This is a genomic window from Candidatus Hydrogenedentota bacterium (assembly GCA_012730045.1).
Lineage (GTDB): Bacteria > Hydrogenedentota > Hydrogenedentia > Hydrogenedentales > CAITNO01 > JAAYBR01.
Genome location: JAAYBR010000130.1, coordinates 37,573 through 59,652, shown reverse-complemented (window position 1 = coordinate 59,652; position 22,080 = coordinate 37,573). Strand labels below are relative to the sequence as shown.

17 protein-coding genes are annotated in these 22,080 nt (G+C 70.1%); 13 read left to right on the top strand and 4 right to left on the bottom strand.

The window, feature by feature from the left end:
• Positions 1 to 267: 267 nt before the first annotated feature.
• From GXY15_14370 to GXY15_14325, 10 genes are all read left to right on the top strand, one after another.
• Positions 268 to 1,338, top strand: a complete 1,071-nt coding sequence (locus GXY15_14370) for a glycosyltransferase (GenBank protein NLV42393.1) — start codon at positions 268 to 270, stop codon at positions 1,336 to 1,338.
• Positions 1,339 to 1,341: 3 nt separating this feature from the next.
• Positions 1,342 to 1,791 carry a D-tyrosyl-tRNA(Tyr) deacylase gene (locus GXY15_14365; GenBank protein ID NLV42392.1) on the top strand — a complete coding sequence of 150 codons (450 nt, stop codon included), beginning with the start codon at positions 1,342 to 1,344 and terminating at the stop codon, positions 1,789 to 1,791.
• 235 nt (positions 1,792 to 2,026) lie between these two features.
• The gene (locus GXY15_14360; protein NLV42391.1) at positions 2,027 to 2,431 is read left to right on the top strand and encodes a BlaI/MecI/CopY family transcriptional regulator; all 405 of its coding nucleotides are present in this window, start codon (positions 2,027 to 2,029) and stop codon (positions 2,429 to 2,431) included.
• A 2-nt stretch (positions 2,432 to 2,433) separates the two neighbouring features.
• A complete protein-coding gene (locus tag GXY15_14355) occupies positions 2,434 to 5,652 on the top strand; it encodes a hypothetical protein (protein ID NLV42390.1) in 3,219 nt (1,072 codons plus the stop codon).
• Between the two features lie 396 nt (positions 5,653 to 6,048).
• Positions 6,049 to 7,440: a sulfatase gene (locus tag GXY15_14350; protein ID NLV42389.1), complete on the top strand. Its 1,392-nt coding sequence runs from the start codon at positions 6,049 to 6,051 to the stop codon at positions 7,438 to 7,440.
• A 416-nt stretch (positions 7,441 to 7,856) separates the two neighbouring features.
• Entirely contained in the window at positions 7,857 to 8,267 is a 411-nt protein-coding gene (locus tag GXY15_14345; protein NLV42388.1) for a hypothetical protein, read from the top strand.
• A 19-nt stretch (positions 8,268 to 8,286) separates the two neighbouring features.
• Positions 8,287 to 8,787 (top strand): 5-(carboxyamino)imidazole ribonucleotide mutase, encoded by a 501-nt coding sequence (purE, locus tag GXY15_14340; protein ID NLV42387.1) that lies wholly within the window; start codon positions 8,287 to 8,289, stop codon positions 8,785 to 8,787.
• Positions 8,788 to 8,815: 28 nt separating this feature from the next.
• Positions 8,816 to 10,726 (top strand): tRNA uridine-5-carboxymethylaminomethyl(34) synthesis enzyme MnmG, encoded by a 1,911-nt coding sequence (gene mnmG, locus GXY15_14335; GenBank protein ID NLV42386.1) that lies wholly within the window; start codon positions 8,816 to 8,818, stop codon positions 10,724 to 10,726.
• Positions 10,727 to 11,032: 306 nt separating this feature from the next.
• Entirely contained in the window at positions 11,033 to 12,742 is a 1,710-nt protein-coding gene (locus tag GXY15_14330) for a hypothetical protein (protein NLV42385.1), read from the top strand.
• A gap of 4 nt (positions 12,743 to 12,746) precedes the next feature.
• Positions 12,747 to 13,436, top strand: coding sequence for a hypothetical protein (locus GXY15_14325; protein NLV42384.1), 690 nt, complete (start codon positions 12,747 to 12,749; stop codon positions 13,434 to 13,436).
• A 6-nt stretch (positions 13,437 to 13,442) separates the two neighbouring features.
• Here GXY15_14325 and GXY15_14320 read toward each other — a convergent pair whose 3' ends face one another.
• Both GXY15_14320 and GXY15_14315 read right to left on the bottom strand, forming a co-directional pair.
• The gene (locus GXY15_14320) at positions 13,443 to 13,958 is read right to left on the bottom strand and encodes a hypothetical protein (protein NLV42383.1); all 516 of its coding nucleotides are present in this window, start codon (positions 13,956 to 13,958) and stop codon (positions 13,443 to 13,445) included.
• Between the two features lie 240 nt (positions 13,959 to 14,198).
• The gene (locus GXY15_14315) at positions 14,199 to 15,155 is read right to left on the bottom strand and encodes an NAD-dependent epimerase/dehydratase family protein (protein NLV42382.1); all 957 of its coding nucleotides are present in this window, start codon (positions 15,153 to 15,155) and stop codon (positions 14,199 to 14,201) included.
• Positions 15,156 to 15,470: 315 nt separating this feature from the next.
• Between GXY15_14315 and GXY15_14310 the strand changes: the two genes are divergently transcribed.
• Positions 15,471 to 16,829, top strand: coding sequence for a hypothetical protein (locus GXY15_14310; GenBank protein NLV42381.1), 1,359 nt, complete (start codon positions 15,471 to 15,473; stop codon positions 16,827 to 16,829).
• A 271-nt stretch (positions 16,830 to 17,100) separates the two neighbouring features.
• Here GXY15_14310 and GXY15_14305 read toward each other — a convergent pair whose 3' ends face one another.
• Both GXY15_14305 and GXY15_14300 read right to left on the bottom strand, forming a co-directional pair.
• Positions 17,101 to 17,277 (bottom strand): hypothetical protein, encoded by a 177-nt coding sequence (locus GXY15_14305; protein NLV42380.1) that lies wholly within the window; start codon positions 17,275 to 17,277, stop codon positions 17,101 to 17,103.
• 129 nt (positions 17,278 to 17,406) lie between these two features.
• A complete protein-coding gene (locus tag GXY15_14300) occupies positions 17,407 to 17,697 on the bottom strand; it encodes an antibiotic biosynthesis monooxygenase (GenBank protein NLV42379.1) in 291 nt (96 codons plus the stop codon).
• 190 nt (positions 17,698 to 17,887) lie between these two features.
• On the opposite strand from GXY15_14300, the gene GXY15_14295 reads away from it, so the two are divergent.
• Both GXY15_14295 and GXY15_14290 read left to right on the top strand, forming a co-directional pair.
• On the top strand, positions 17,888 to 19,771 hold the full coding sequence (locus GXY15_14295; protein NLV42378.1) for a hypothetical protein: 1,884 nt from the start codon (positions 17,888 to 17,890) through the stop codon (positions 19,769 to 19,771).
• A 163-nt stretch (positions 19,772 to 19,934) separates the two neighbouring features.
• Complete coding sequence (locus GXY15_14290) at positions 19,935 to 21,689, top strand: hypothetical protein (protein ID NLV42377.1); 1,755 nt, start codon at positions 19,935 to 19,937, stop codon at positions 21,687 to 21,689.
• Positions 21,690 to 22,080: the final 391 nt, after the last annotated feature.

Sequence of the window (22,080 nt, the reverse complement as noted above, 5' to 3'; positions counted from 1 at the left end):
GACCCTGGGTGCTCCGGGCACGAGATCGCTTCCGTCGCTTCGCTCCTTCGCGATGACGCGGGTTTTCGTCGTCATTGCGAAGGAGCGAAGCGACTGAAGCAACCTCGTTCTCGCGATCGCCCGTGTTTTCAGATGCCCCGCCTACTGGTTTGCGCTCCCCCGCCCGCCCCGGGCTTGTGCGCCCCGGGGCGGGTGTGGTTAAATCCGGCGGGCCGTTTCCCGCGCGGCCGGGATGGGCCCGGCGCGGGCGGGGGCCCGGAGCGGATGGTGGACAGTCCCCGACAGCCGAGTTCTCTCAGGCAGGACGCCGCCCCCGCAGGGCCGGCGGTGTTCCTGTTCTGGTGCCGCGAGGGCGAGGGGAGCGGCCGCGGGGTGCGCATGGCGCGCGCCCTGGGCGCGGTGCCGGTGCATGTGTGGCGGGGGACGCTGGGGCCGTTCCGTCTGCCGACGCCGCTGCGCTATGTGGCGCAGTGGGTGGACACGGCGCGGACGCTGCGCTGCCTGCGGCCCGCCGCCATCTATGTGCAGGTGCCTCCGGTCTTCGCGCTGCTGCAGGCGGTGCTCTACGCCGCGCCGCGCGGGATCCCCGTGGCGGCGGACAACCATTCGTCGTTTCTCGACGGGCGCTGGCGCTGGTTCCACTGGCTGCAGCGGCCGCTCGCACGGCGGCTGCGGGCGAACCTGGCGCACAACGAGGCGAACGAGGCGCTACTGCGCGCGTGGGGCGCGGGCGGGACGGCGCTGGTAAAGTCGCCCGCCGTGGCGCGGGGGGACATGCTGGCCCTGGCGGCGGGGGAGGACGTGTCGGCGGTGACGGCGGCGGCGGGGGACCGCCTGAAGGTGCTGATGGTGAACCGCTTCGCGCCGGACGACGCGTGGCGCGAGGTGCTGCGGGGGGCGGAGGCCATGCCGGAGGCGCATTTCTTCCTCACGGGCGACCCGGCGCGGGCGGGGCTCGCCCCTGCGGCCGCGCCGGCGAACGTCACGCTGACGGGGCTCCTGCCCCGGCCGCGCTTCCTGGCGCTGATGGCCGCGTGCGACGCCGCGCTCACGCTCACCCTGCGGCCCGACACGCTGCTGTGGTCCATCCGCGAGTGCCTGGCCCTGGGCGTGCCGTTCACGGCCACGGACAGCGCCGTGACCCGCGCGGAGTTCGACGGCCTCGGCGAGTTCTCGGCCCACGACCCGGCGTCGCTGCGGGCGGCGCTGCTGCGGGCCGTGGAGCGGCGCGCGGCGCGGGCGGAGGCGTGCGACGCCTACATCGCCCGCGACCTGGAGCGCTGGGACCGCCAGATGGCCGAGCTCCGGGCGCGCATGGCCCCGGACGGGGGGGGCTGACGCATGCGCGCCGTGGTCCAGCGGGTCTCCGAGGCCTCCGTGGAGGTGGACGGCGCCGTGGTCGGCGCGACGGGCCCGGGCTTCCTCGTGCTGCTGGGGGTGGAGGAGGGCGACACGTCCGCGGACGCGGACTACCTCGCGGAGAAGATCGCGGGCCTGCGGGTCTTCAACGACGCCGACGGCAAGATGAACCTGTCGCTGGGGGACACCGGCGGCGGCGTGCTGCTCATCTCGCAGTTCACGCTGCACGGCGACTGCCGCCGGGGAAAACGCCCGTCGTTCATCACGGCGGCGCGGCCTGAGACCGCCGTCCCCCTCTACGAGCGGACGGCGGAGCGGCTCCGCGCGCGGGGTGTCCCCGTGGCCACGGGCGTCTTCGGCGCGCACATGGCGGTGCGCCTGGTGAACGACGGCCCCGTGACGCTCCTGCTCGACTCGCGGAAAGGATTCTAGACCGGCGGAAGGGGGAGAGGGAACCACCGATGAAGACCGGGAGGGGAAGAAGACAGGGCCGGCGGGACGCCTGCGTCCTGCGCTTCCCCTGCCTCCCCTAATTCCCATCCGTCCCGGTTTCCAGAACGCCCGCCTTCTCGTCCGCGCCGTTTTTTTCCGTCTGACCCCTTGACAACCGGGCGCGTTTCGACTATACTCATAGTCGTAAGCGGCAAACATAGTCGGAGGACAGGCCATGATGGGCAAGAGCAGGAAAGAGCGGCTGCCGGAGTTGTCCCGGCTGGAGCGGGAGATCATGCAGGTGGTGTGGGCGCTGGGGGAGTGCTCATCGTCGGAGGTGATCGCGGCGCACACGCGGGAGCCCGCGCTGGCGGCGACGACGATCAAGACGGTGCTGGCGAACCTGCGGAAGAAGGGGTATGTGGCGGTGGTGCCGAGCACGGAGCGGGGGTACCGGCTGCGGCCCACGGTGGCCCGGGAACAGGTGGCGCGGCGCTCCATCCGGGGGCTGGTGGCCGATTTCTTTGACGGGTCGCCGCGGCATGCGGTGGCCTATCTGCTGAACGACCCGGACATCACGGCGGAGGACTTGGAGGAAATCCGCCGGATGGTCGAAACACGCAACAAGGAAAGGGAGTGACCATGCGCCTGCCGGAAGAGATGAACGCATGGCTGTGGTACCTGGGCGGGAACGTTGTGTTGGAGCGCCTTTTCTGGGCGAGCCTGGAGATGGCGGTCCTCGCGCTCGCCGTGGGGATGGTGATCGCGCTGGCGCGGCCGGCGTCGCCGCGCGTGCGGGCGCTGCTCTGGCTGCTGGTGCTGGCGAAGCCCCTGGCCGCGCTGGCCCTCGGGCCGCTGTATCCCGTGCTCATTGTGGAGGAACCGCAGGTCGCCTACCTGGCGGTGGACCCTGCACCCTGGGACGATGAACTGCTGACAGCCCCCGCCGCGCCGCCGCGTCCGGCCCCGGCGGCGGTACCGGCGGACACGGCCGCCCGGCCCTGGTGGGAGGCGTGGGCGGACGTCGCGCGGCGCGCCGACCCCCGCCGGGCCGGGGCGGCGCTGTGGGGGCTGCTCGCCGGGCTGATGGCGCTGCACCGCGCGCTGGACGCGGTCCGGCTGCGCCGGCTGGTGCGGCGCGGCGCGGCCCCGTCGGCGGCGTGCGCGGCGCTTTACGCCGAAGCGGCCCGCGGACTGGAGGTGCGGCGGCCGCCGCGGCTGGTGGTGACGGACGAGGTGGAGTCGCCCGCGCTGGCGGGCACGCTGCGTCCGGTGGTGCTGCTGCCCGCGTGGCTGCACACGGCGGGGGAGCCGGGGGTGGTCTCCTGGGCCCTGCGGCACGAACTGATGCACTGGAAGCTCGGCGACACCCTGTCGAACCTGGTGCGCCAGGCGGCGCGGGCGCTCTTCTTCTTCCATCCGGCGACCTGGTGGGCGGCGGCGCGGTGGGAGGAGGAGGCGGAACTGGCCTGCGACCGCGCGCTCATCAACACGCCGGGTGAGGCGGACGCCTATGCGGGGACGCTGTACGAGGTGCTCGCGCAGATGCGCGGGCGGCGCGACCGCGCCTTCGCGGGAACCCTCGGCGCCACGCGCACCCAGATCGGAAAACGCATCGCGGCCCTGCTGGCCAACCCCCTGCGGTGCCCCGCCCGGCCCGGCATGTGGGCCGTGGCCGGCCTGCTGCTCCTCGCGGCCGCCGCGCTGGGGACCGGCGGAACCTTTGGCGGGCAGGTGTCCGCCGACACGCCGCCGGACACCATACAGGCGGAGTTGGAAAAGGCGCTCGAACGTCCCGCTTCCCTGGTATTCAACAAGGTGCATCTGTGGGACGTGCTGAGTTTTGCCGCAGACGCCTATGATGTGGATTTCGCCCTGGACTGGCGGGTGATTGCGCCGCCGCCACGCAGGGACGGGCACACCGTGAAGGGGGGCACCGCCGCCTACGCGACAGACGGCATGGTGGCGGCGGTGGACTGCCGCGACGTCGCCCTGCGGGAAGCCCTGACGAAGATGCTGGAACCCCTGGGCCTGGCCTATGAATCCGCGGAGGGCGTGGTGTGGGTGAGCACGCCGGAGCAGTTGCGGCGGGACGCCGCCGATGGATCAGCCCGGGCTGTCGTGCCCGCGCCCGGGGCTTTCCCGGAATGGGACAAGGTCCTCAACGCGCCGACCACGGTTGAGTTTGAGGACATTCACGTCCAGCAGGTGGTGGAGTTCCTCGCGGACTCCTACGATCTCCCCCTCGTGCTGGACACTCAGGCGATCCCGCCCCCCTCTGAAGATCAGTCCACCTGGTTATATGGCCCCGTGGGGCCGGACGGCATCCGGGGGGGGGCGCCCCCCTTCGAAGGGGAGGCTCCCCCGGCCGGGACCTGGCTGCCCAGGGTCTTTCTTGGCAACGTGGCGGCGCGGACGGCGCTTTCCTGCATGCTGCGCCCGCTGAACCTCGTGTGCGTCCCGAAAAACGGAAAGTTGTTGGTGACGGCGCGCGGTGCGCAGGCCCCGGCGGGAACGGGGACGGTTCCGGCGCTGGTGCGCGTCCGCACGCTTGACAGCGGGGTGAAGCGCGCCCTGATCCGCGACACGGACGGCGGGCTGCACTGGTACAACGAGGGCGCGCGCGTGGGGGACTTCACGGTCACGGAAATCAACGCCGTCAAGAAGACGGCGCGGCTCGTCGCGGACGACGGGCAGGGAATTCACATGGTTGCGGAGACCAGGGACGGCGCCCCCGAGCCGGCCTGGACGGGGCCCTATGTGGCGTTTCGCTGGGAGGCCCGCGACGGGGGCGGGGAGGAGGTGCCGTGGGCGAAGGGCCACGGGGAGGGCCGCCTGCGGCTGGAGCCGGAGGCGCTGCTTACGGAGTATGGCGTGCTGCGCGCGGCCATCAGACCGTCGGAGGACGGTCGCACCCGGGACGTGCTGCTCACGCTGCGGCCCGAAGCGGCGGCGGCCTTCGGTGCGGCCACCGAGGCGGGCGTGGGCCGGAAGCTCGCCATCGTGTTCGACGGAGAGGTCGTGTCCGCGCCCGAGGTGCGCAGCCGGATCACGGAGGGGGTAATGATCCCGGGGTTGTCGTGGTCCGAGGCGCAGGGCGTCGTGGAGTCCGTGGAGATGGCCCCGAAACCGGGGGAGGAGGCCGCGGCGGCCGCGCAGGCCGGGGAGGAGAAGGGCCCGCAGTATGCCGTGGAGGCCCGGTTCTTCCATGTGCCAAGAATGGGGCTGGCAGAGACGGTGATGTCCAGCCCACAGTGGGTGAATCAGATGTTTGTCGAGACGAGATCGCCGGAAGACGTGCGCGTGTTCCGCTTTCCGGATGCGGAACAGGTGCTCAACGGCCTTGAGAAGGTGGAGGGAACGATGCTTGTCTCGGCGCCCCGCTGCACGTTCATACCGGGGAAGACGCCGCCCAAGGTTCTCTGGAGGAGGGACGAAAACCGGAATCCGGGGCCGGGAGACGCGCCTCTCCGAACGCTTGACGCCCTGAGCCCCTCGTTTTCCCGGTTCCGCGCGCAGACGCCCCCCTGCGTCGTGATGGCAGACCTGACCACCCAGCCGGTTTCCGGGGAGGGGAACCAGGCACCCCTCCATGAGGGCGTTGTGTTCGCCCTGGCCGCGGGGGCCGCCGGGCCGCCCGCCCCGCTGGACGTCACGGTCTACCTCAACGAGCTGCGGCGCGGGACGGCCCCCAAGGTGCGCGACCACCCCGTGACCCTGCGGATGCCCCTCGCGCCGGGGGAAACGGTCGCCGTAGTCTGTGACACGGAGGCGCCTGAAACGGTTCAGTTCGTCCTGCTGACGCTGTCCGCAGTTGATCCCGCGAAGCGTGGCAGGTTCTTTGAGGAACCCGCCTCCTGAGTCCCGGACTGCCGGACAAGTGGCTGGCCAGGCCACACTCCGGGGCGCCGAGGGCGCGGTATTGCACAGCCCGGGACGTGAGCCCCGGGAATGCGGATGCACCCGTCCTCTTTGGAGAGCGTTGAAAGCACGGCACATCCGCGGAAGGCCTTTGTGCCGCCCCTTCGGGGCTCGGGGGATGGGGGGAGGGGTCGCTTTCCCGGGGCTCACGCCCCGGGCTGTTTAGTGCCGCGCTTTCAGCGCTTTTTTCGGTCACTTCGCTCTCCACCTCTCTGAAGGAGGCCGGCCCCCCGCCTGTCTGGCAATCCGCCATAGCCTGCCCCCTTGCCTTTTCCGCCCCCGTGCGGTAGGCTTCTGCATGTTTCGCGGGACCGGGCGCAACCGGAGGACAGGCTCATGGACAGAATGAACCGGCGGGTGTTTTTGAAGGCGGCGGGGGCGGCGGCGCTGGGGGCGGGCGCGGCCGCGCGCGCGGCGGCAACACGGCCGCCGAATGTGGTCTTGTTCCTGATTGACGACATGGGCTGGCGGGATGTCGGGTGCTACGGCAGCCGGTTCTATGAGACGCCGAACATTGACCGGCTGGCGGCGCAGGGCATGCGGTTCACGCAGGCCTACGCGGCGTGCCCCGTGTGCTCGCCGACGCGGGCCAGCGTGCTCACGGGGAAATACCCGGCGCGGCTCCATCTGACGGACTGGATCCCCGGGCACAAACACCCGTACGCGAAACTGCTGCCGCCGAAGTTCAACCAGGAGCTGCCGCACGACGCCGTGACGCTGGCGGAGGCGCTGAAGCCCGCGGGCTACGCCACCGCGAGCGTCGGCAAGTGGCATCTGGGCGGGCCGGACTTCGGGCCGGCGTCGCAGGGCTTTGACCTGAACGCGGGCGGCACGCACCAGGGCCAGCCGCCGTCGTACTTCTCGCCCTATGGCATCCCCGCGCTGAAGGACGGCCCGGAGGGCGAGTACCTGACCGACCGGCTCACGGACGAGGCGGTGGCCTTCATCGAGAGCAACCGGGAGCGCCCCTTCTTCCTGTACTTCCCGCACTACGCGGTCCACACGCCGATCCAGGCGAAGAAGGACGTTCAGGCGCGGCACGCCGGGAGGGTGCGCGGTGACGACCCGCAGAACAACCCCGGCTACGCCGCCATGGTGGAGGCCGTGGACCAGAGCGTGGGCCGCGTGATGGGCGCGCTGGACCGCCTCGGGCTGGCGGAGGGCACGGTGGTCATTTTCACCTCCGACAACGGCGGCCACGGCCGGGTGACGTCCAACGCGCCCCTCCGCGGGGGCAAGGGCACGCTGTACGAGGGCGGCGTCCGCGAGCCCCTGATCGTCCGCTGGCCGGGCAGGGTCGCCGCGGGGTCCCTGTGCGACACCCCGGCGTGCAGCGTGGACTTCTTCCCGACCATTCTGGAGATCGCGGGCGTGGGGCCGGGGCCGCAGACGGACGGCGTGAGCCTCGTGCCCCTGCTGACGGGCGCGGGCGGCATCGCCGCGCGCGATTTGTACTGGCACTACCCGCACTACCACCCCCTCGGCGCGACGCCCGGCGGCATCGTTCGCCGCGGCAACCACAAGCTCATCGAGTACTACGAGGACAGCCGTCTGGAGCTGTACGACCTGGCCGCCGACCCCGCCGAGACCAGGAACCTCGCGGCGGAGATGCCCGAAAAGGCCGAAGAGCTTCGCCGCGCCCTCCACGGCTGGCTCCTCGACGTGGACGCCCAGATGCCCACGCCGAACCCCGCCCACGACCCCGCCCGCGCGGCAAAGACGGGATGATAGAGCCTTGGCGTACCGCACCCTTGTGAGATGGCCGGAACATGCGCATCAAGACAAGGCCGCCGGGACGCCAGCGGCACGAAAGAGGCCGACGGGGGCATTCCGTACCGCCGGCCTTGTCTTTGGGCACCCTTCACAATTTCGGCTGCCCCGTTGGGGCATGACGGTTCTGCGCGGGCAACCCAGGGCAGGCCTGGCCCTTCGGGCGGCGGCCTGCCCTGGGCTATATTCGGCAACGCTTTCAGCGTTGAAGAGGGTCCAGAATAGGCAACGATCAGACTTTTTATCAGAGGGGGTGAACGGGTTTTCGTGCGAGTGCCCCGCGCGGCCGCCCTACTGAAAACCGCCCCCGCGGGCATGTGCTACAATACGGGCCGCAACGGGGGCCGTTCCGGCCCAGGGAGTGAACAGGCGGCATGAACCGGAAAGACGCGCGGACCATCTATCTGAGCGGGCCGATCATGGACGCGGCGGCGGACGAGAGCAAGCCGTGGCGCCAGCGGGCCAAGGAGCGGCTCGCGGGCCGTTTCATCCTGCTGGACCCCATGCGGCGCGACTTCCGCGACCGCGAGATTGACAGCGCCAACGAGATCGTGGAGTTCGACCTGCAGGACGTGCGCGACGCGGACATCCTGCTGGTGAACTACAACAAGCCGTCCATCGGCACGTCCATGGAGGTGTTTTACGCCGCCCATGACCAGGGGAAGTTCGTGATCGCCTTCAGCCCCTTCCCCTTCCAGGACATGTCGCCGTGGATGGTGCGCTACTGCACGAAAATCCTGCCGGACCTCGACGCCGCGCTGGACTATATTGAACGCCACTTCTAACCGCCGGGAGAAGACAGACATGAACATGCCCGCCACGCCCCTGGTCGTCATCCTCATGGGCAGCGAGTCCGACTGGGAGACCATGCGCCGCGCCCACAGAACCCTCGCCGAGTTCGGCGTGCCCCATGAGTCGCGGGTGCTCTCGGCCCACCGCACGCCCGACCTCGTGGCCGACTACGTCCGCGCATCGGACGCGAACGGGACGGAGGTCTTCATCGCAGGGGCCGGGCTGGCCGCCGCGCTGCCCGGCGTCGTGGCCGCGCTGACCACGCGGCCCGTGCTGGGCGTGCCCGTGGCCTCGGGGCCCCTCAACGGGCAGGACGCCCTTCTCGCCATCGTTCAAATGCCCCCGGGCATCCCCGTGGGCACGCTGGCCATCGGCGGCGCGGGCGCGACCAACGCCGCGCTCCTGGCCGTGGCCATCCTCGCCAACAAATACCCCGTCCTCGCCGAAAAGCTCGCGGCGTACCGCGCGGCGCAGGCAGAGAAGATCCAGGCCATCACGCTGCCGGAGGACTGACCGGCGCGCCGGAGGGCAGGGACGCCCCATGCTTCACGATACTGACGTCGTCATAGTGGGCGCGGGCCACGCGGGCATCGAGGCGGCGCTCGCCTGCGCGCGCCTGGGCCGCCGCACGCTCCTGCTCACGCTCAATCTCGACGACATCGGCCGCATGTCGTGCAACCCCGCCATCGGCGGCGTGGCCAAGGGCCAGCTCGTCCGCGAGATCGACGCCCTCGGCGGCGAGATGGGCCGCTGCATAGACCGCACGGGCATCCAGTTCCGCATGCTTAACCGGAGCAAGGGCGCCGCGGTCCACTCCCCGCGCGCCCAGGCCGACCGTTTCCTCTACCAGCAGGACATGAAGCGTGTCTGCGAGGGCGAGCCGAACCTCTTCCTGAAGCAGGCCGAGGCCGTGGACCTCCTCGTGGAGGGGGACGGCGGCGAAACGCCGCGCGTCGCGGGAGTGGTGACCGCCTTCGGCGAGGAGATCCGCGCGCGCGCCGTCATCGTCTGCGCGGGCACCTTCCTGCGCGGCCGCCTGCACTACGGCATGACCAGCGTGGCCGGCGGGCGCGGCGGCGCCCCCGCCGCCGACGGCCTCAGCGAAGCCTACCGCCGCCTAGGCTTCCCCGTGGAGCGCCTGAAGACCGGCACCTGCGCGCGCATCCACCGCCGCAGCATAGACTTCGGCGTGCTGGCCGAGCAGCCCGGCGACCCCGACCCGCGCCCCTTCTCCTTTTCCACGCCCGTCGCGGGATTCAACCGCAATCTGGCCTCCTGCTGGGTCACGCGGACCAACGAGCGCACCCGCGACATCATCCTGCGCAACATGGACCGGTCGCCCCTCTACTCCGGGCGCATCGAGGGCGTCGGCACGCGCTACTGCCCGAGCATCGAGGACAAATACGTCAAGTTCCCCGACCGGACGTCGCACCATCTCTTCCTGGAGCCCGAGGGCCTCGACACGGCGGAGTTCTACGTCAACGGCCTCTCCACCAGCCTGCCCGAGGACGTGCAGCGCGACATGCTCCACTCCTGCCCCGGCCTCGAGCGCGCCGAGATCGTGCGCCCCGGCTACGCCGTCGAGTACGACTTTGTACCCCCCGTGGAGCTGAGGCCCACGCTGGAGACCAAGCGCGTGCGCGGCCTCTTCCACGCCGGGCAGATCAACGGCACCTCGGGCTATGAGGAGGCCGCCGGACAGGGCCTCTTCGCCGCGCTCAACGCCCTGCGCCTGCTCGACGGCGCGCCGCCGCTCCTCCTCTCGCGCGACGAGGCCTACCTCGCCGTCATGGTGGACGACATCGTCACGCGCGGCGTGCGCGAGCCCTACCGCCTCTTCACCTCCCGCGCGGAGTACCGGCTGCACCTCCGCCACGACAACGCCGACGAGCGCCTCGCGAAGTACGGGTTCCGAAACGACGCCGTGCTGGCGCGCCTGCGCGAAAAGCAGGACGCCGCCGCGCGCGAGCTGGCCCGCATCGAGGGCGCCGCCGTGCCCGTGTCGGAGGCCCTGAACGCCCTGCTCGCGCGCCACGGCGGCGTGCCCGCGGCGCGGTCCCACACCGTCGGCCAGCTCCTGCGGCGGCCCGGCCTGTCGCTGGAGGAGCTGTGGCGCTTCAGCCCGCCCCCCGAACCCGTGGACCTCGAGGCCCGCGAGCAGGTCGAGATCCGCGTCAAGTACGAGGGCTACCTCGACCGCGAGCGGCGCACCATCGAGCAGTTCCGCCGCGCCGAGCACCTGCCCATCCCCGACGGCTTCGACTACGACGCCGTGCCCGGCCTTCCCCGCGAAAGCCGCCAGCGCCTGAAGGAGGTGCGCCCCGCCAGCTTCGGCCAGGCCGCCCGCGTCCCCGGTGTCCGCGCCTCGGACGTCGCCATCCTGCATGTGTGGCTGGAGAAGCGCCGGCGGGAAAGCGGCGGGTGCGGGCCGCAGCCGGCCCCCTTGGAATAGCACTGCCCCATCGGGCCGGTCCGACCAGTCCGACCAGTCCGACAAAGTCCCGCCCGCATCCGACCGATCCGACGGATCCGACCGATCGGTCCGATGCCCCCGCCCCGCGTGTTTACTACCTTCCTGAAGTCTGAAGCCTGAAGCCTGAAATCCATCCCACTTTTGTCCGCCGCAAGACGTCCAAAACGCCGTCCTTGAACGGGACTTTCCCCTTGTAGTATTATCTTTTTGAGGGAATTTCGGCGTTGTGGACGTTGCAACGCCGGGCCTAAGATATTCCCGCGTCTTCATTTCCGAGGGTCCGGCATGAATTTTCTCACCAAGGCGGCCATCAAGGCACATGTTCTCCACTGGCGGCTTACTTGGAAGAAACATGACTCCAAGCACCCCGTTCCGGCGTCGGTGCGCGACAACCCGAAGTTCATGACGGCATGGGACGCCGTGGACCTGATCCGGGACGGTGCGGTGATGGGCACCTCTGGCCTGGGCGGGAACCAGCGCTGCGCGCTCATGTACTGGGCCATGCGGGAGAAGTTCCAGGCGACGGGCCACCCGAACAACGTGACCATCATCTGCGTGGGCGGCCAGGGCGGCCGCGGGAAAATCCCGGGGTCGCTGGAGGAGATCGGGCTGGAGGGGCTGAACACGCGGCTTTTCACAGGGCACGCGGAGACGTTCAAGGCGCAGCTCCGCCTCGCGGACCAGGGGAAGCTGGAGCTCCAGATCATCCCGCAGGGCACGATGACCCTGCTGCTCCGGGGGCAGGGCGAGGGGCGCGACTGCGTCGTCAACGACACCGGCGCGGGCACCTTCATGGATCCGCGCTGCGGCCGCGGCACGCCGTTGAAGCCGGAGACGGCCCCGCAGTATGTGGAGGTGGCGGACGGCCGGTTCAGGTACACCATCCCGAAGATTGACACGGCCGTGTTCAGCGCCCCGGCGGCGGACCGCAGGGGCAACATCTACATGAAGAACTGCGCGGTCCTCGCGGAGAGCCTGGAGATCGCGCGGGCCGCGCGGCGCAACGGCGGCCGCGTGATCGTGAACGTGGGCCTGCTGGTGGACGAGGGGTACGACGAGGTCTTTCTGAAGGCGGAGGACGTGGACGCGGTGGTGTACTGGCCCGATGTGGAGCAGACGGCGACGATCAAGCACCGGAAGCGCTGGGAGCAGTTCACCCTGAACAGCCGCATGTCCACGGAGGAGGGGATCGCGCGCGCGCGCGTCGTGAACGACATGCTCGGCGTCACGCCGAAGCGAAGCGCCGCGGACCAGGTGCTGGCGCGGCTGGGAACGAAGATTTTCGTGGAGAACGCCCGGAAGGGCGACCACGTGGACATCGGCGTGGGCCTGCCCGAGGAGGTGTCGCGCCTGCTGCACGCGAGCGGCGTCATGGGCGAGCTCGCCATGATCAACGAGAGCGGCGTCTTCGGCGGCATGGCGGCCCCGGGCATCTTCTTCGGGGCGGCCGTCAACCCCACCGAGATCGTGCCCTCGGCCACGGCCTTCGAGCGCATCTACCAGCGCCTCGACTGGTCCATCCTCGGCGCGCTCCAGGTGGACAGCGACGGCAACGTCAACGTGTCCAGGCGCGGCGAGGGCGCCATCAACTACGTCGGCCCCGGCGGGTTCATCGACCTGTGCGCCTGCTCGAAGCTCCTGCTGTTCTGCGCGGCGTGGAACGACCGCGGCGTCATCCAGCCCGAGGGCGGGCAGATGCGCGTGCTCCAGAAGGGCACCCCGAAGTTTGTGGACCGGGTGGACGAGGTCACGTTCAACGGCCGCGAGGCCCTGAAGCAGGGCAAGAAGGTCTTTTACGTCACCCACGTGGGCGCGTTCCAGCTCACGGAGCGCGGCATGGAGATGATCTGGGTCATGCCGGGCGTGGACGTCGAAAGGGACGTCGTCGGCGGCTGCACCATGAGGGTGGTCCTTCCGGAATCCGGAAAGGTGCCCGTGGCGCCCGAGGCGGTCGTGACCGGGCAGGGGTTCAAGTTCGCCCTGCCGGAGGGATGAGCCTGTGAAGACATCCGTGGTCTCCGTCCTGGCCGTGCTCGGCGCGGCCCTGATCCTCACGCTGGACCTCGCCGCGCGGGGCGCGGACGCCCCCGCCGCCGCCCCGGAAGCCGACCGATGGGAGAAGGACATCGCCGCCTTTGAGGCTGAAGACCAGGCGGCCCCGCCCGCGCCCGGCGGCGTCCTCTTCACGGGCAGCTCCACCACCCGCATGTGGGACCTCAAGGCAGACTTCCCGGACCTGCCCGCCGTCAACCGCGGCTTCGGCGGCTCCGCCTACGCCGACCTTGACCGGCACATCGGGCGCATCATCGCCGCCCACCGGCCCCGCACCGTGGTGGCCTATTCCGGCGACAACGACATCGCCTCGGGCGGCGCGCCGGAGAAGGTGTTCCAGGACTTCGCGTCCTTCGCGGCGAAGCTCCACGCCCTGCGGTCTGACGCGCGCCTGCTCGTGATCTCCACCAAGCCCTCCACCGCGCGCTGGGACAAGTGGCCCGCCATCCAGGACCTCAACGCCCGCGTCGCGAAATGGTGTGAGGAGACCCCGTGGGCCGAATATGTGGACACGGTCCCCGTGAGCCTCGGCCCCGACGGGCTCCCCCGGAAGGACCTCCTTATGAAGGACGGCCTCCACCTCAACCGCGAGGGCTACCGCCTTTGGGCGGAGACGCTCAAGAAGCACACGCCCTGACGCGCGCTAGTTCGCAACCTTCTCGCCCTTGGCGCCGTTCCAGGTGCCGCCGGCGGTGAAGGTGTAGCGCAGGGTCTCGCGGCCCTCCGTGTCCGTGGGGATGTCGGCGGTCACGGCGGCGGCCTCGGCGCGCGTCGGCTTGTCCGCCCCCCGGTACACGCGGTACCGGTACTCGACGGTGCCGACGTAGCCCCGGTCCTGGTCCACGAGATGCCCCGCCGCCTTGGCGTCCAGGGGCATGAAGTTCTCGTAGATTTTGACCTCCTTGAAATACCGGCCGCGCAGGCCGTCCTGCTCGAATTTGATCTCGCCGTTGCGGCCCTGGGCGTTCAGGCGCTTCATCTCGGTCTTGCCGACGGCGTCCAGCTCCTGGAACACCTTGTCGGAGCCGGAGACATAGCCCTCGGGCTGCTCGCGGAGGCCGAAATCGGCCAGCACCTTCTCGGTGACACTGCCGCCGCCGGTCTGGCACCCGGCGACGGAAACCGCGGCCATCAGAAGCAGGAAAGCGCGCATTTTCACGGTGAAATCCTCGCGCGCCGGGGCTGTCTTTCCGGCGCGGGGCCATTATAGCACGCGCGCGAAGCGGTAAAGCGTCGCCCGCTCAGACAGTCGCCCCGCGCGCCCGGCCGCCTGGAGGTGAACAAAAGACAAGGCAGGCGGGACGCCTGCGGTACGGAAAACGCCCCGGACGCCGCCTTCGTACCGCAGGCGTCCCGCCCGCCCTGTCTTCGGGGTTCCGCATGCGATCCGGCCGTCCGGTCACACGCCGTGCGTCTTCCGGTACCACGCCACGAAGCGGCGGACGCCCTCGTCCATCTCGAAGCGCGGGGCGTAGCCCACAAGCCGCCGCGCGCGGGAGATGTCCGCGTAGGTGATCTCCACGTCTCCCGGCTGCACGGGGCGGCGGTCAATGACGGCGGGGCGGCCCGCGTGCCGCGCGACCATCTCCACCAGCTCGGCGAGGGTCGTGGTGCGGCTTTCGCCCAGGTTGAGGATCTCATAGCGCAGCGGCGTGTCCACGCAGCCCAGCAGCCCCTGCACAATGTCGTCTATGTAGGTGTAGTCGCGCCGGGTGGACCCGTCGCCGAAGACGGGGATGGGCTCGCCGCGCAGGAGGTTCCGCGTGAACTTGTGGATCGCCATGTCGGGCCGCTGGCGCGGGCCGTACACCGTGAAGAAGCGCAGCATCGTCACGTTCAGCCCGTAGAGGTGGCTGTACACGTGGGCCTGCAGCTCGTTCATCCGCTTCGTCGCCGCGTAGGGGCTGATGGGCCGCATCACGGGGTCCTCCTCCGTGAAGGGCACCGCCGTGCTCCCGCCGTAGACCGACGAGCTCGACGCGAACACCAGGTGCGACGGCCCGAAGTCGCGGCACGCGTCCAGGACGTGCTGGCCGCCGATCACGTTCACCCGGTGGTAGAGGTTCGGGTCCTGAAGCGACGGCCGCACCCCCGCCCGCGCCGCCAGATGCACCACCACCTCCGGACGGAACCGCTCAAAGGCCCCCCGCAGCGCCGCCTCGTCGCAGATGTCCGCCTCCACCAGCGCAAACCCGGGCTGTGCCAGCGCCCCGGCGAGGTTCCCCCGCTTCACCGCCGGGTCGTAATAGTCATTGAACTCGTCCAGCCCCAGCACCTCGTCCCCCCGCGCCAGCAGGGCGTCCGTCAGATGGGATCCGATAAACCCGGCCGCGCCGGTGACCAGCACACGTTTCATGCGGTGATTCCTTGTGGATGGGAACAGGACAAAAGAACGGGGCCATTGTAGCCCAACCGCCCGCAACCGCGAAAGCGCGGAACAACCGAAGACAGGGCCGCTGGGGCGGCGGCACGGCGAAGCCCCCCCGGACAGCGCATCCCCAGGATCGTGCGCCCCATGCGGCCTCCAATTCCCATTCTCCGGGGGCGCCGGGGACGGCCACGCTGGTCCCGGAACACCCGCAGGTCTTTTCCCATCTCTGTGCGGCGATGCTGTACCATGGCGTTTTCCGGAAAGGCGGCGCGCTTTCCGCGCCGACCATGGAGACCAATCATGATGAGAATCGCCCTCCCGCTTGCCGTGGCGCTGTGCTGCGCCGCCCCTGTGTTTGCCGGGGTCCCCGCCGCCGAACCCGTCTTTCCGCGCTTTGACGTGCGGGACACGGGGGCGCCGCCGGAGGGGGTGCCGGAGGTCGCGCCGTGGAAGGTGGTGGCGCTGGACCCGGACTATGCGGGGCAGTGGGCGGTGGCGGGGGATGTGGACGGCGACGGCGCGGTGGAGGTTGTGGCGGCGGAGAATGTGAACGTGGAGGACACGCATTACACGAGCGCCGTGGCGGCGCACCGGCTGGACGGGTCGGTCCTCTGGCGCTGGGGGAAACCGGACGCGGGCCGCAAGGTCTGGCACCATGACGTGGCCTGCCAGATTCATGACTGGGACGGCGACGGAAAGAACGAGGTGGTCGTCTGCGACCAGCGGGACATCGTGGAGCTGGACGGCGCGACGGGCGCGGAGAAGCGCCGCATCCCCATCGCGGAGGGCGCGACGGACTGCCTGGTCTTCTGCGACCTCGCCGGGCGCGGGCGGCCGGAGGAGGTGCTGGTCAAGGACCGCTATGAGCGCATCTGGGCCCATGACCGCAGCGGCACCCTGCTCTGGGACGTGACGAAGCCCGGGGGCTACCGCACGGCGCACCAGCCCCGGCCCCTGGACGTGGACAGCGACGGCCGGGATGAGATTCTGGCGGGCTATGCCCTGCTGAACCCCGACGGCTCGGTCCGCTGGGTCTACGAGACGAAGGAGCCCATTCTCCCGGGCGTCGGCCACATGGACTGCGCGCGCGTGCTCCGCGCGGGAAAGACGCCGGAGGAGGTCCGCATCGTGTTCACCTGCTGCGGCGCGAACAACATCGCCGTGGTGGACGGCGCGGGCGCGGTGGTCTGGGAGCGGCCGGGCCTCCATTTCGAGTCGGTGCAGACGGGGAGCATCGTGGCGGACGCGCCGGGGCCGCAGATTCTGGTGGATGTGGACCACACGCCGGACGGTGCCAGCCCGATGTGGGTGCTTGACGCCGACGGCGCGCCCCTCGGCCGCATCACCACGCGCTACTCGCGCCACCACCGCCTGCTCGACTGGACGGGCGACGGCCTCGCCGACATCCTCGCCGCCGACAGCCGCGGCGTGTACGACGGCACGGGGAAGCGCGTCGCCACCTTCGCGATGCCCGGCGCGGGCGACCCCGCAACAGAGGGCTACGAACTCAGCCTGCTCATCGGCGACTGCGACGGCGACGGCGTCCCGGACATCCTCATCATCACCCCCGCCACCGTCTACGTCTACAGGAACGAAAGCGGGAAACGCCCCGAAGGCCCGGCCGTCCCCGGCACGGGGATGAACGTCACGCTGTACTGACGCGGGGGGCGCGGCCATGCGTCCGCGGCAGAGATGCATCGTTCCGCACCTGCCCAGTGATGGATTATGGGCCTGATGGTCGCACGCCGTTTTGGTCCCCCCTTGAGGGGGGTGGTTCGCGGGAGCGAACCGGGGGATGTTCCGGATTCCAGGACGATGGTGGGCGTCAAGAACATCCTCCGGCCGCGAAGACGCGGCCACCCCCCTCAAGGGGGGACCTAAGAACGGACGGGCGCAGACCCCAGCATCTGGACTTGCCTACAGAACAACCCTATTCGCCCGCGAGCTGCTTCTCCAGCCAGGCGAAGGCCTCGTCCTGCATCTCGATGGAGAACTGGTGGGGGACGTCCCAGAGTCTGGTGACGAGGCGGTCGCCCGCGCCGGCGGCGCGGGCTCCGGCGCGGCCGCTCCCCACGGCAGGGGCGCCCAGGCAAACCGCTCCGCCCACGCCCTCTCCTGGGGTTATGCCGCCGCGCCGGGCGTGAGGATGGCCGCACAGGCCAGGAGGGCGGCGGTGACCAGCCCCCCCTGTCTCATGATGTTCTTCAAGAGCCTCTTTCCTCTTCCGGTGTCCGCCCTACTCCCCGCAGGGGAGGTGCTTCACCCCGCGCCGGGGTTCGGCCATCATGTCCGCCACGGTGTCGCGCCATTTCGCGTAGTGGGCTGTCTCCTTGTGGGCGGCGGCGGCCTCCGGGGTCCGGTAGCCCTCCACGAGCACAAAGCGCTCCGGCGCCTCCGTTTCCTGCAGGACGTCAAAGCGGTAGACGCCGGGCTCCTGACGGCTCTTGCGGGCGTTTTCCAGCGATGCGGCTCGGAACGCCTCCGCGCATCCCGGCTTCACATGCACATAAACAAGCACTTCCAGCATCTCCGGGGCTCCTTTCGTTGTCGGACCGCGCCAGTATAGCGGACGGCAGTCCGGGGGCGAAATCGTTCCGCGCCCAAAAAAACACTTGCAGAAACGGGCCGCCTGCACTATAATCTTGACAAGGTGCGTACTAAGCGCAAGGAGCACGGGTGGTTGCGTTTGGGTGTTGTCTGGGGTGAAAGGTGGAATTATGGAATCCGATATTCGCACCCTGATTGAGGAGCTTTCCCAGGAACAGCGTCTGCTGGACGAGTGGTCCGCCTCCGCCCTTTCCTCTTTGGAGGAACAGGCGCGCACCCTTCGCGCCCAGGCCGGACGCCTCGCGGCGCGCAAACCGGAGCCTGCCGCGGACCCTGCGGCGGCAGCGGCGCTGACGGAGGAGCGGGATCGGCTGGCCGCAGCCTTGGAGGAGGCGCGCGGCGCCTCTTCGGAGAAGGACGCGGCCCTGGAACGGCTGGCGGCGGCCGAGCGGTCCCTCGCGGAACTGGAGGGGGTCCGGGCGGAAGGCGACGCCCTGCGCGCGGCCATCGCCGAAAAGGACACACGGCTGGCGGAATTGGACACCCTGCGCGCCACACTGATCCAGCAGAACGCGGATCTGGACGAGTTGGACGGCCTGCGCGGCCGGCTGGCGGAACTGGAGGGGCTGGTGCTGGAGGCGGAGGCGCTGCGCGCCCGGATCGCCGAACTGGAGACCGCCGCGGCCGAGATGGAGACGCTGCGCGCCGCCACCGCGGAACAGGCCGCCGCCGCCGCAGCCCTTCGCGCGGAGCTGGCGGAAAGCCGTTCCGCAAACGCCGAGACGGCCACCCTGTACGAAACCCTCGCGGCGGCGCAGGCGCGTCTCGCCGAACTTTCCCCGCTGGAGCAGGAGGTGGCCGCCCTGCGCGGCGCGGCCGAAGACGCCGCACGGGCAACGGAGACGCTGCGGACCTCGCTGGCAGAGGCCGCAGCCGCGGCCGAGGCGGCGCGGATCGAAGCCGCGCGGGCGGAGGAGCAGGCGGCGGAACGGGCTGCGGATCAGGCGCGGACCGCCCAGGCGGCGGCGGAGGCGCAGCACGCGCGCATTGCGGAGCTGGAGACGGCGCTGGCGGGGGCGGCCTCCGGGGACGATGCGCTCCGGACGGCGCAGGAACGGACGGCGGCGCTGGAGACGGAGAAGAGTGAGCTGGCGGCGCGCCTGGAGGCGCGGGAAGAGGACCTTGCCAAACTCGAACTGGAGAAGAAGATGCTCTGCGGGCAGGTGGAGGGGCTTAGCCTTCATGTGACCGACGCCGCCGACGCCCGGACCCGCATCGCCAAGCTTGAGGCGGAGCTGGAGGTGGAGCGCACACGGGTGCTGCGGCTGAGGGCGCGCGCGGAGGCCGGCAAGCCCGAGCGCCCCACGGTGCCCCGGTACGAGCGCCACGCCGGGTCCACCCCCCTGGAGGAGCAGATATCGGCCCCGCTCGGCGGGGCGCCTGCGGGCGGGACGGCCTTTTTCTCCGACGATCTGGACCTGCCCCCGATCTCCCCGGACCTGGACGGCGGCCGGATGCCCGCCGATCTGGACGTCGCCCCCCTGCCGTCGGGGCCCCGAAACCGCACCGAGGGCGGCCGGGGCCGGCGAACCCGCGCCGCGCGCAAGCAGCTCGGTGAGATCCTGGTGGAGGCGGACATCATCACCCAGGCGCAGCTGGAGGAGGCCATACGGCTTCAGGCCGCCGATCCCAGGCGGCGTCTGGGCGCCATTCTGGTCGAGCAGGGCTACACCACCGAGGAGGCCGTCGGCGCCACCCTGGCCGCGCAGCTGCGCACCCGTTTCGTGGACAATCTGGAGCGCGAGATGACCCCCGACGCCATGCGGATGGTGCCGCAGACCGTGGCGGTGAAGCACCGCTCCGTTCCCCTTGTCTTCGAGGGCGGCACCCTCACCGTGGCCATGGCCAACCCCCTGGATCTCATTGCCCTGGAGGACCTGCAGCACGCCACGGGCGCGCACATCGAGGCCGTCGTCGCCACCAACAGCGCCATAGACCGGGTGCTCGCCAAGTACTACTCCGGCAAGACCGTCACCTCGCGGAACGCCTCCTGACGCATGACGCCCGGCGGCCGGGCGTGCTATAATCCGCCCAGCAGTCCGGGAAAGCCGGTGTTGGCGGGTTTCCATCCGCCGCCGCGCGGGCAGCGCCCCGCCTCCCCGCGATCCCGTCACCTCCGCCGGACGGACGCCGTCCGCGGCCCAATGGAGCGAGTTCATGTTCTCAGAAGACGCCTTCATCCGCCGCCACAAGATCATCACCGCGCTGGTCCTGCTCGTGGTCCTCATCGGACTGTGGTACTACTCCCTGCGCCGGGGGCCGCACCACGGCTACACCCTGGACTTCACCCTGCCCGCCGGGCAGCCCTCCGAGCCCGCCGGGCCCATCCAGGCGGGCGTCGCCAAGCGCGACATCACCATCGACCTCGAGAGGTACGACAGCTGGGTGGACGGCAACAACAACACCCAGTACGACATCGTGCCCGACACGCTCACGCCCTGGCAGAAGGCGCTCTTTGCCGCCGTCAACAAGAAATTCAAGCTCTACGACCCGGCGAAGGCGGCCCAGTCCGGCGACTCCTATGTGGACCGCAACGGGAACGGCCGCTTCGACCCCGTGTGGGTGGCCGGGTTCAACTCCAACCGCCCCGCGAAGGGGATCAACGACCCGCAGTGGGTGCGCGCCCTGGCCCTGCGCAACAACGGCGTGACCGTGGTCATCGTCTCCATTGACGCCATCGGCATCTACCACAACGAGTACATAGACATCCGCAAGTCCGTGAACCCGGCCGCCAAGATTGACCACATCATCTTCTCGTCCACGCACAGCCACGAGGTGCCGGACACCATGGAAATCTTCAGCGGGGCGGTGCCCGTGCTGAACTACGACCGGGCCTACGTCGAGTCCATCAAGAAGAAGGCCAAGGAGGCCATCGAGGAGGCCGTCGCGGGCCTGCGCCCCTCCGACATGACCTGCGCCACCGCGGAACTCCTCCCCCGCGAGGCCTTCAACCACGACTCCCGCCGCCCCGTCGTCCTCGACGACAACGCGTACCTGTGGCGCTTCGCTGTGCGCGGCACCGACAAGACCATCGCCACCCTGGTCAACTGGGGGAACCACCCCGAGGCCCTGGGCGGAAGCAACGGCTTCCTCACCTCCGACTTCTGCAACTGGCTGCGCCTGGGCATGGAGGAGGGCATCCCCGGCCCGCGCCCCGTCGAGGGGCTCGGCGGCACCTGCCTCTTCGTGCAGGGCCCCATCGGCGGCCTGGCCAACCCGCTCCACGCCGACGTGCCCAAGCGCGACGGCTCCGGCATCGCCGAGGACGGCACCTTCGAGAAGGCCGAGAACCTCGGCTACAACATCGCCGAAAAGGCCCTCGAGGCCCTGCGCGGCCCCAGCGCCTGGAAGAACGAGAACCCCTTCCTTGCCGTGGCCGGAAAGACCATCAAGGCCCCCATGACCGGCATGTTCAAATGGCTCATCATGTTCGGCTTCATCCACGAGGGGTACTACTGGGGCGGCCACTCCAAGACCGAGGTCAACGCCCTGCGCGTGGGCGACGCCCTCGTCGCCACCGCCCCCGGCGAAATCTACTCCGAAATTGTGGTCGGCGGCATCGAGGCCAAGCCCGGCCGCGACTTCGAGGTGGCCCCCGTCGAGGTTCCCCCCGTGCAGATGGAGGCCCGCCAGCGCGCCCGCCAGTCCCTGCTGTTCGGCCTCGCCAACGACGAGATCGGCTACATCATCCCCAAGAGCCAGTGGGACACCGAAAAGCCCAACGTCTACGAGAAATCCCAGTACGGCGAGGAGAACTCCGGCGGCCCCGACGTCGCCCCCGCCGTCCACACCGGCATGATCGAAATGGTCCGCCGCATCAACGCCACCTACGAGATCGCCCCCCCCACGCCCCCCGCCGCCCCCGAGCCGGCCCCGGCGGCGCCCGAAACCGCCCCCCCGCCCGCGCAGTAGGCAGACAACAAACCAGGGCGGTGCGCCGCCCCAAAGGCGTTGGTGTGGGTTCAGTGCCTATGCGTGGGGCGTTTCAGGGCCAATGTCCCCGAAGGGGACAAATGTGAATAGCCGGAGGCGACCGAAGGGAACCTCCGGTCAGCGGTCCGGAGAATCCCAACCCTGAAGGGGTTGAATGTGAACGGGTTCGCAGACCGGGCCGCAGGCAACACACATTCAACCCCTTCGGGGTTGCTGTTCTCCGGACTTCTGTCCGGAGGTTCCCTTCGGTCGCCTCCGGCTATTCACATTCTTCCCCTCCGGGGAAGAAAAACCCGCACATGCAAGGGCGGCCATGGTTCATTCTAAACTGCCCTAACTCTCGCGGCGCGGGCGTCAACAGCGCGTCACG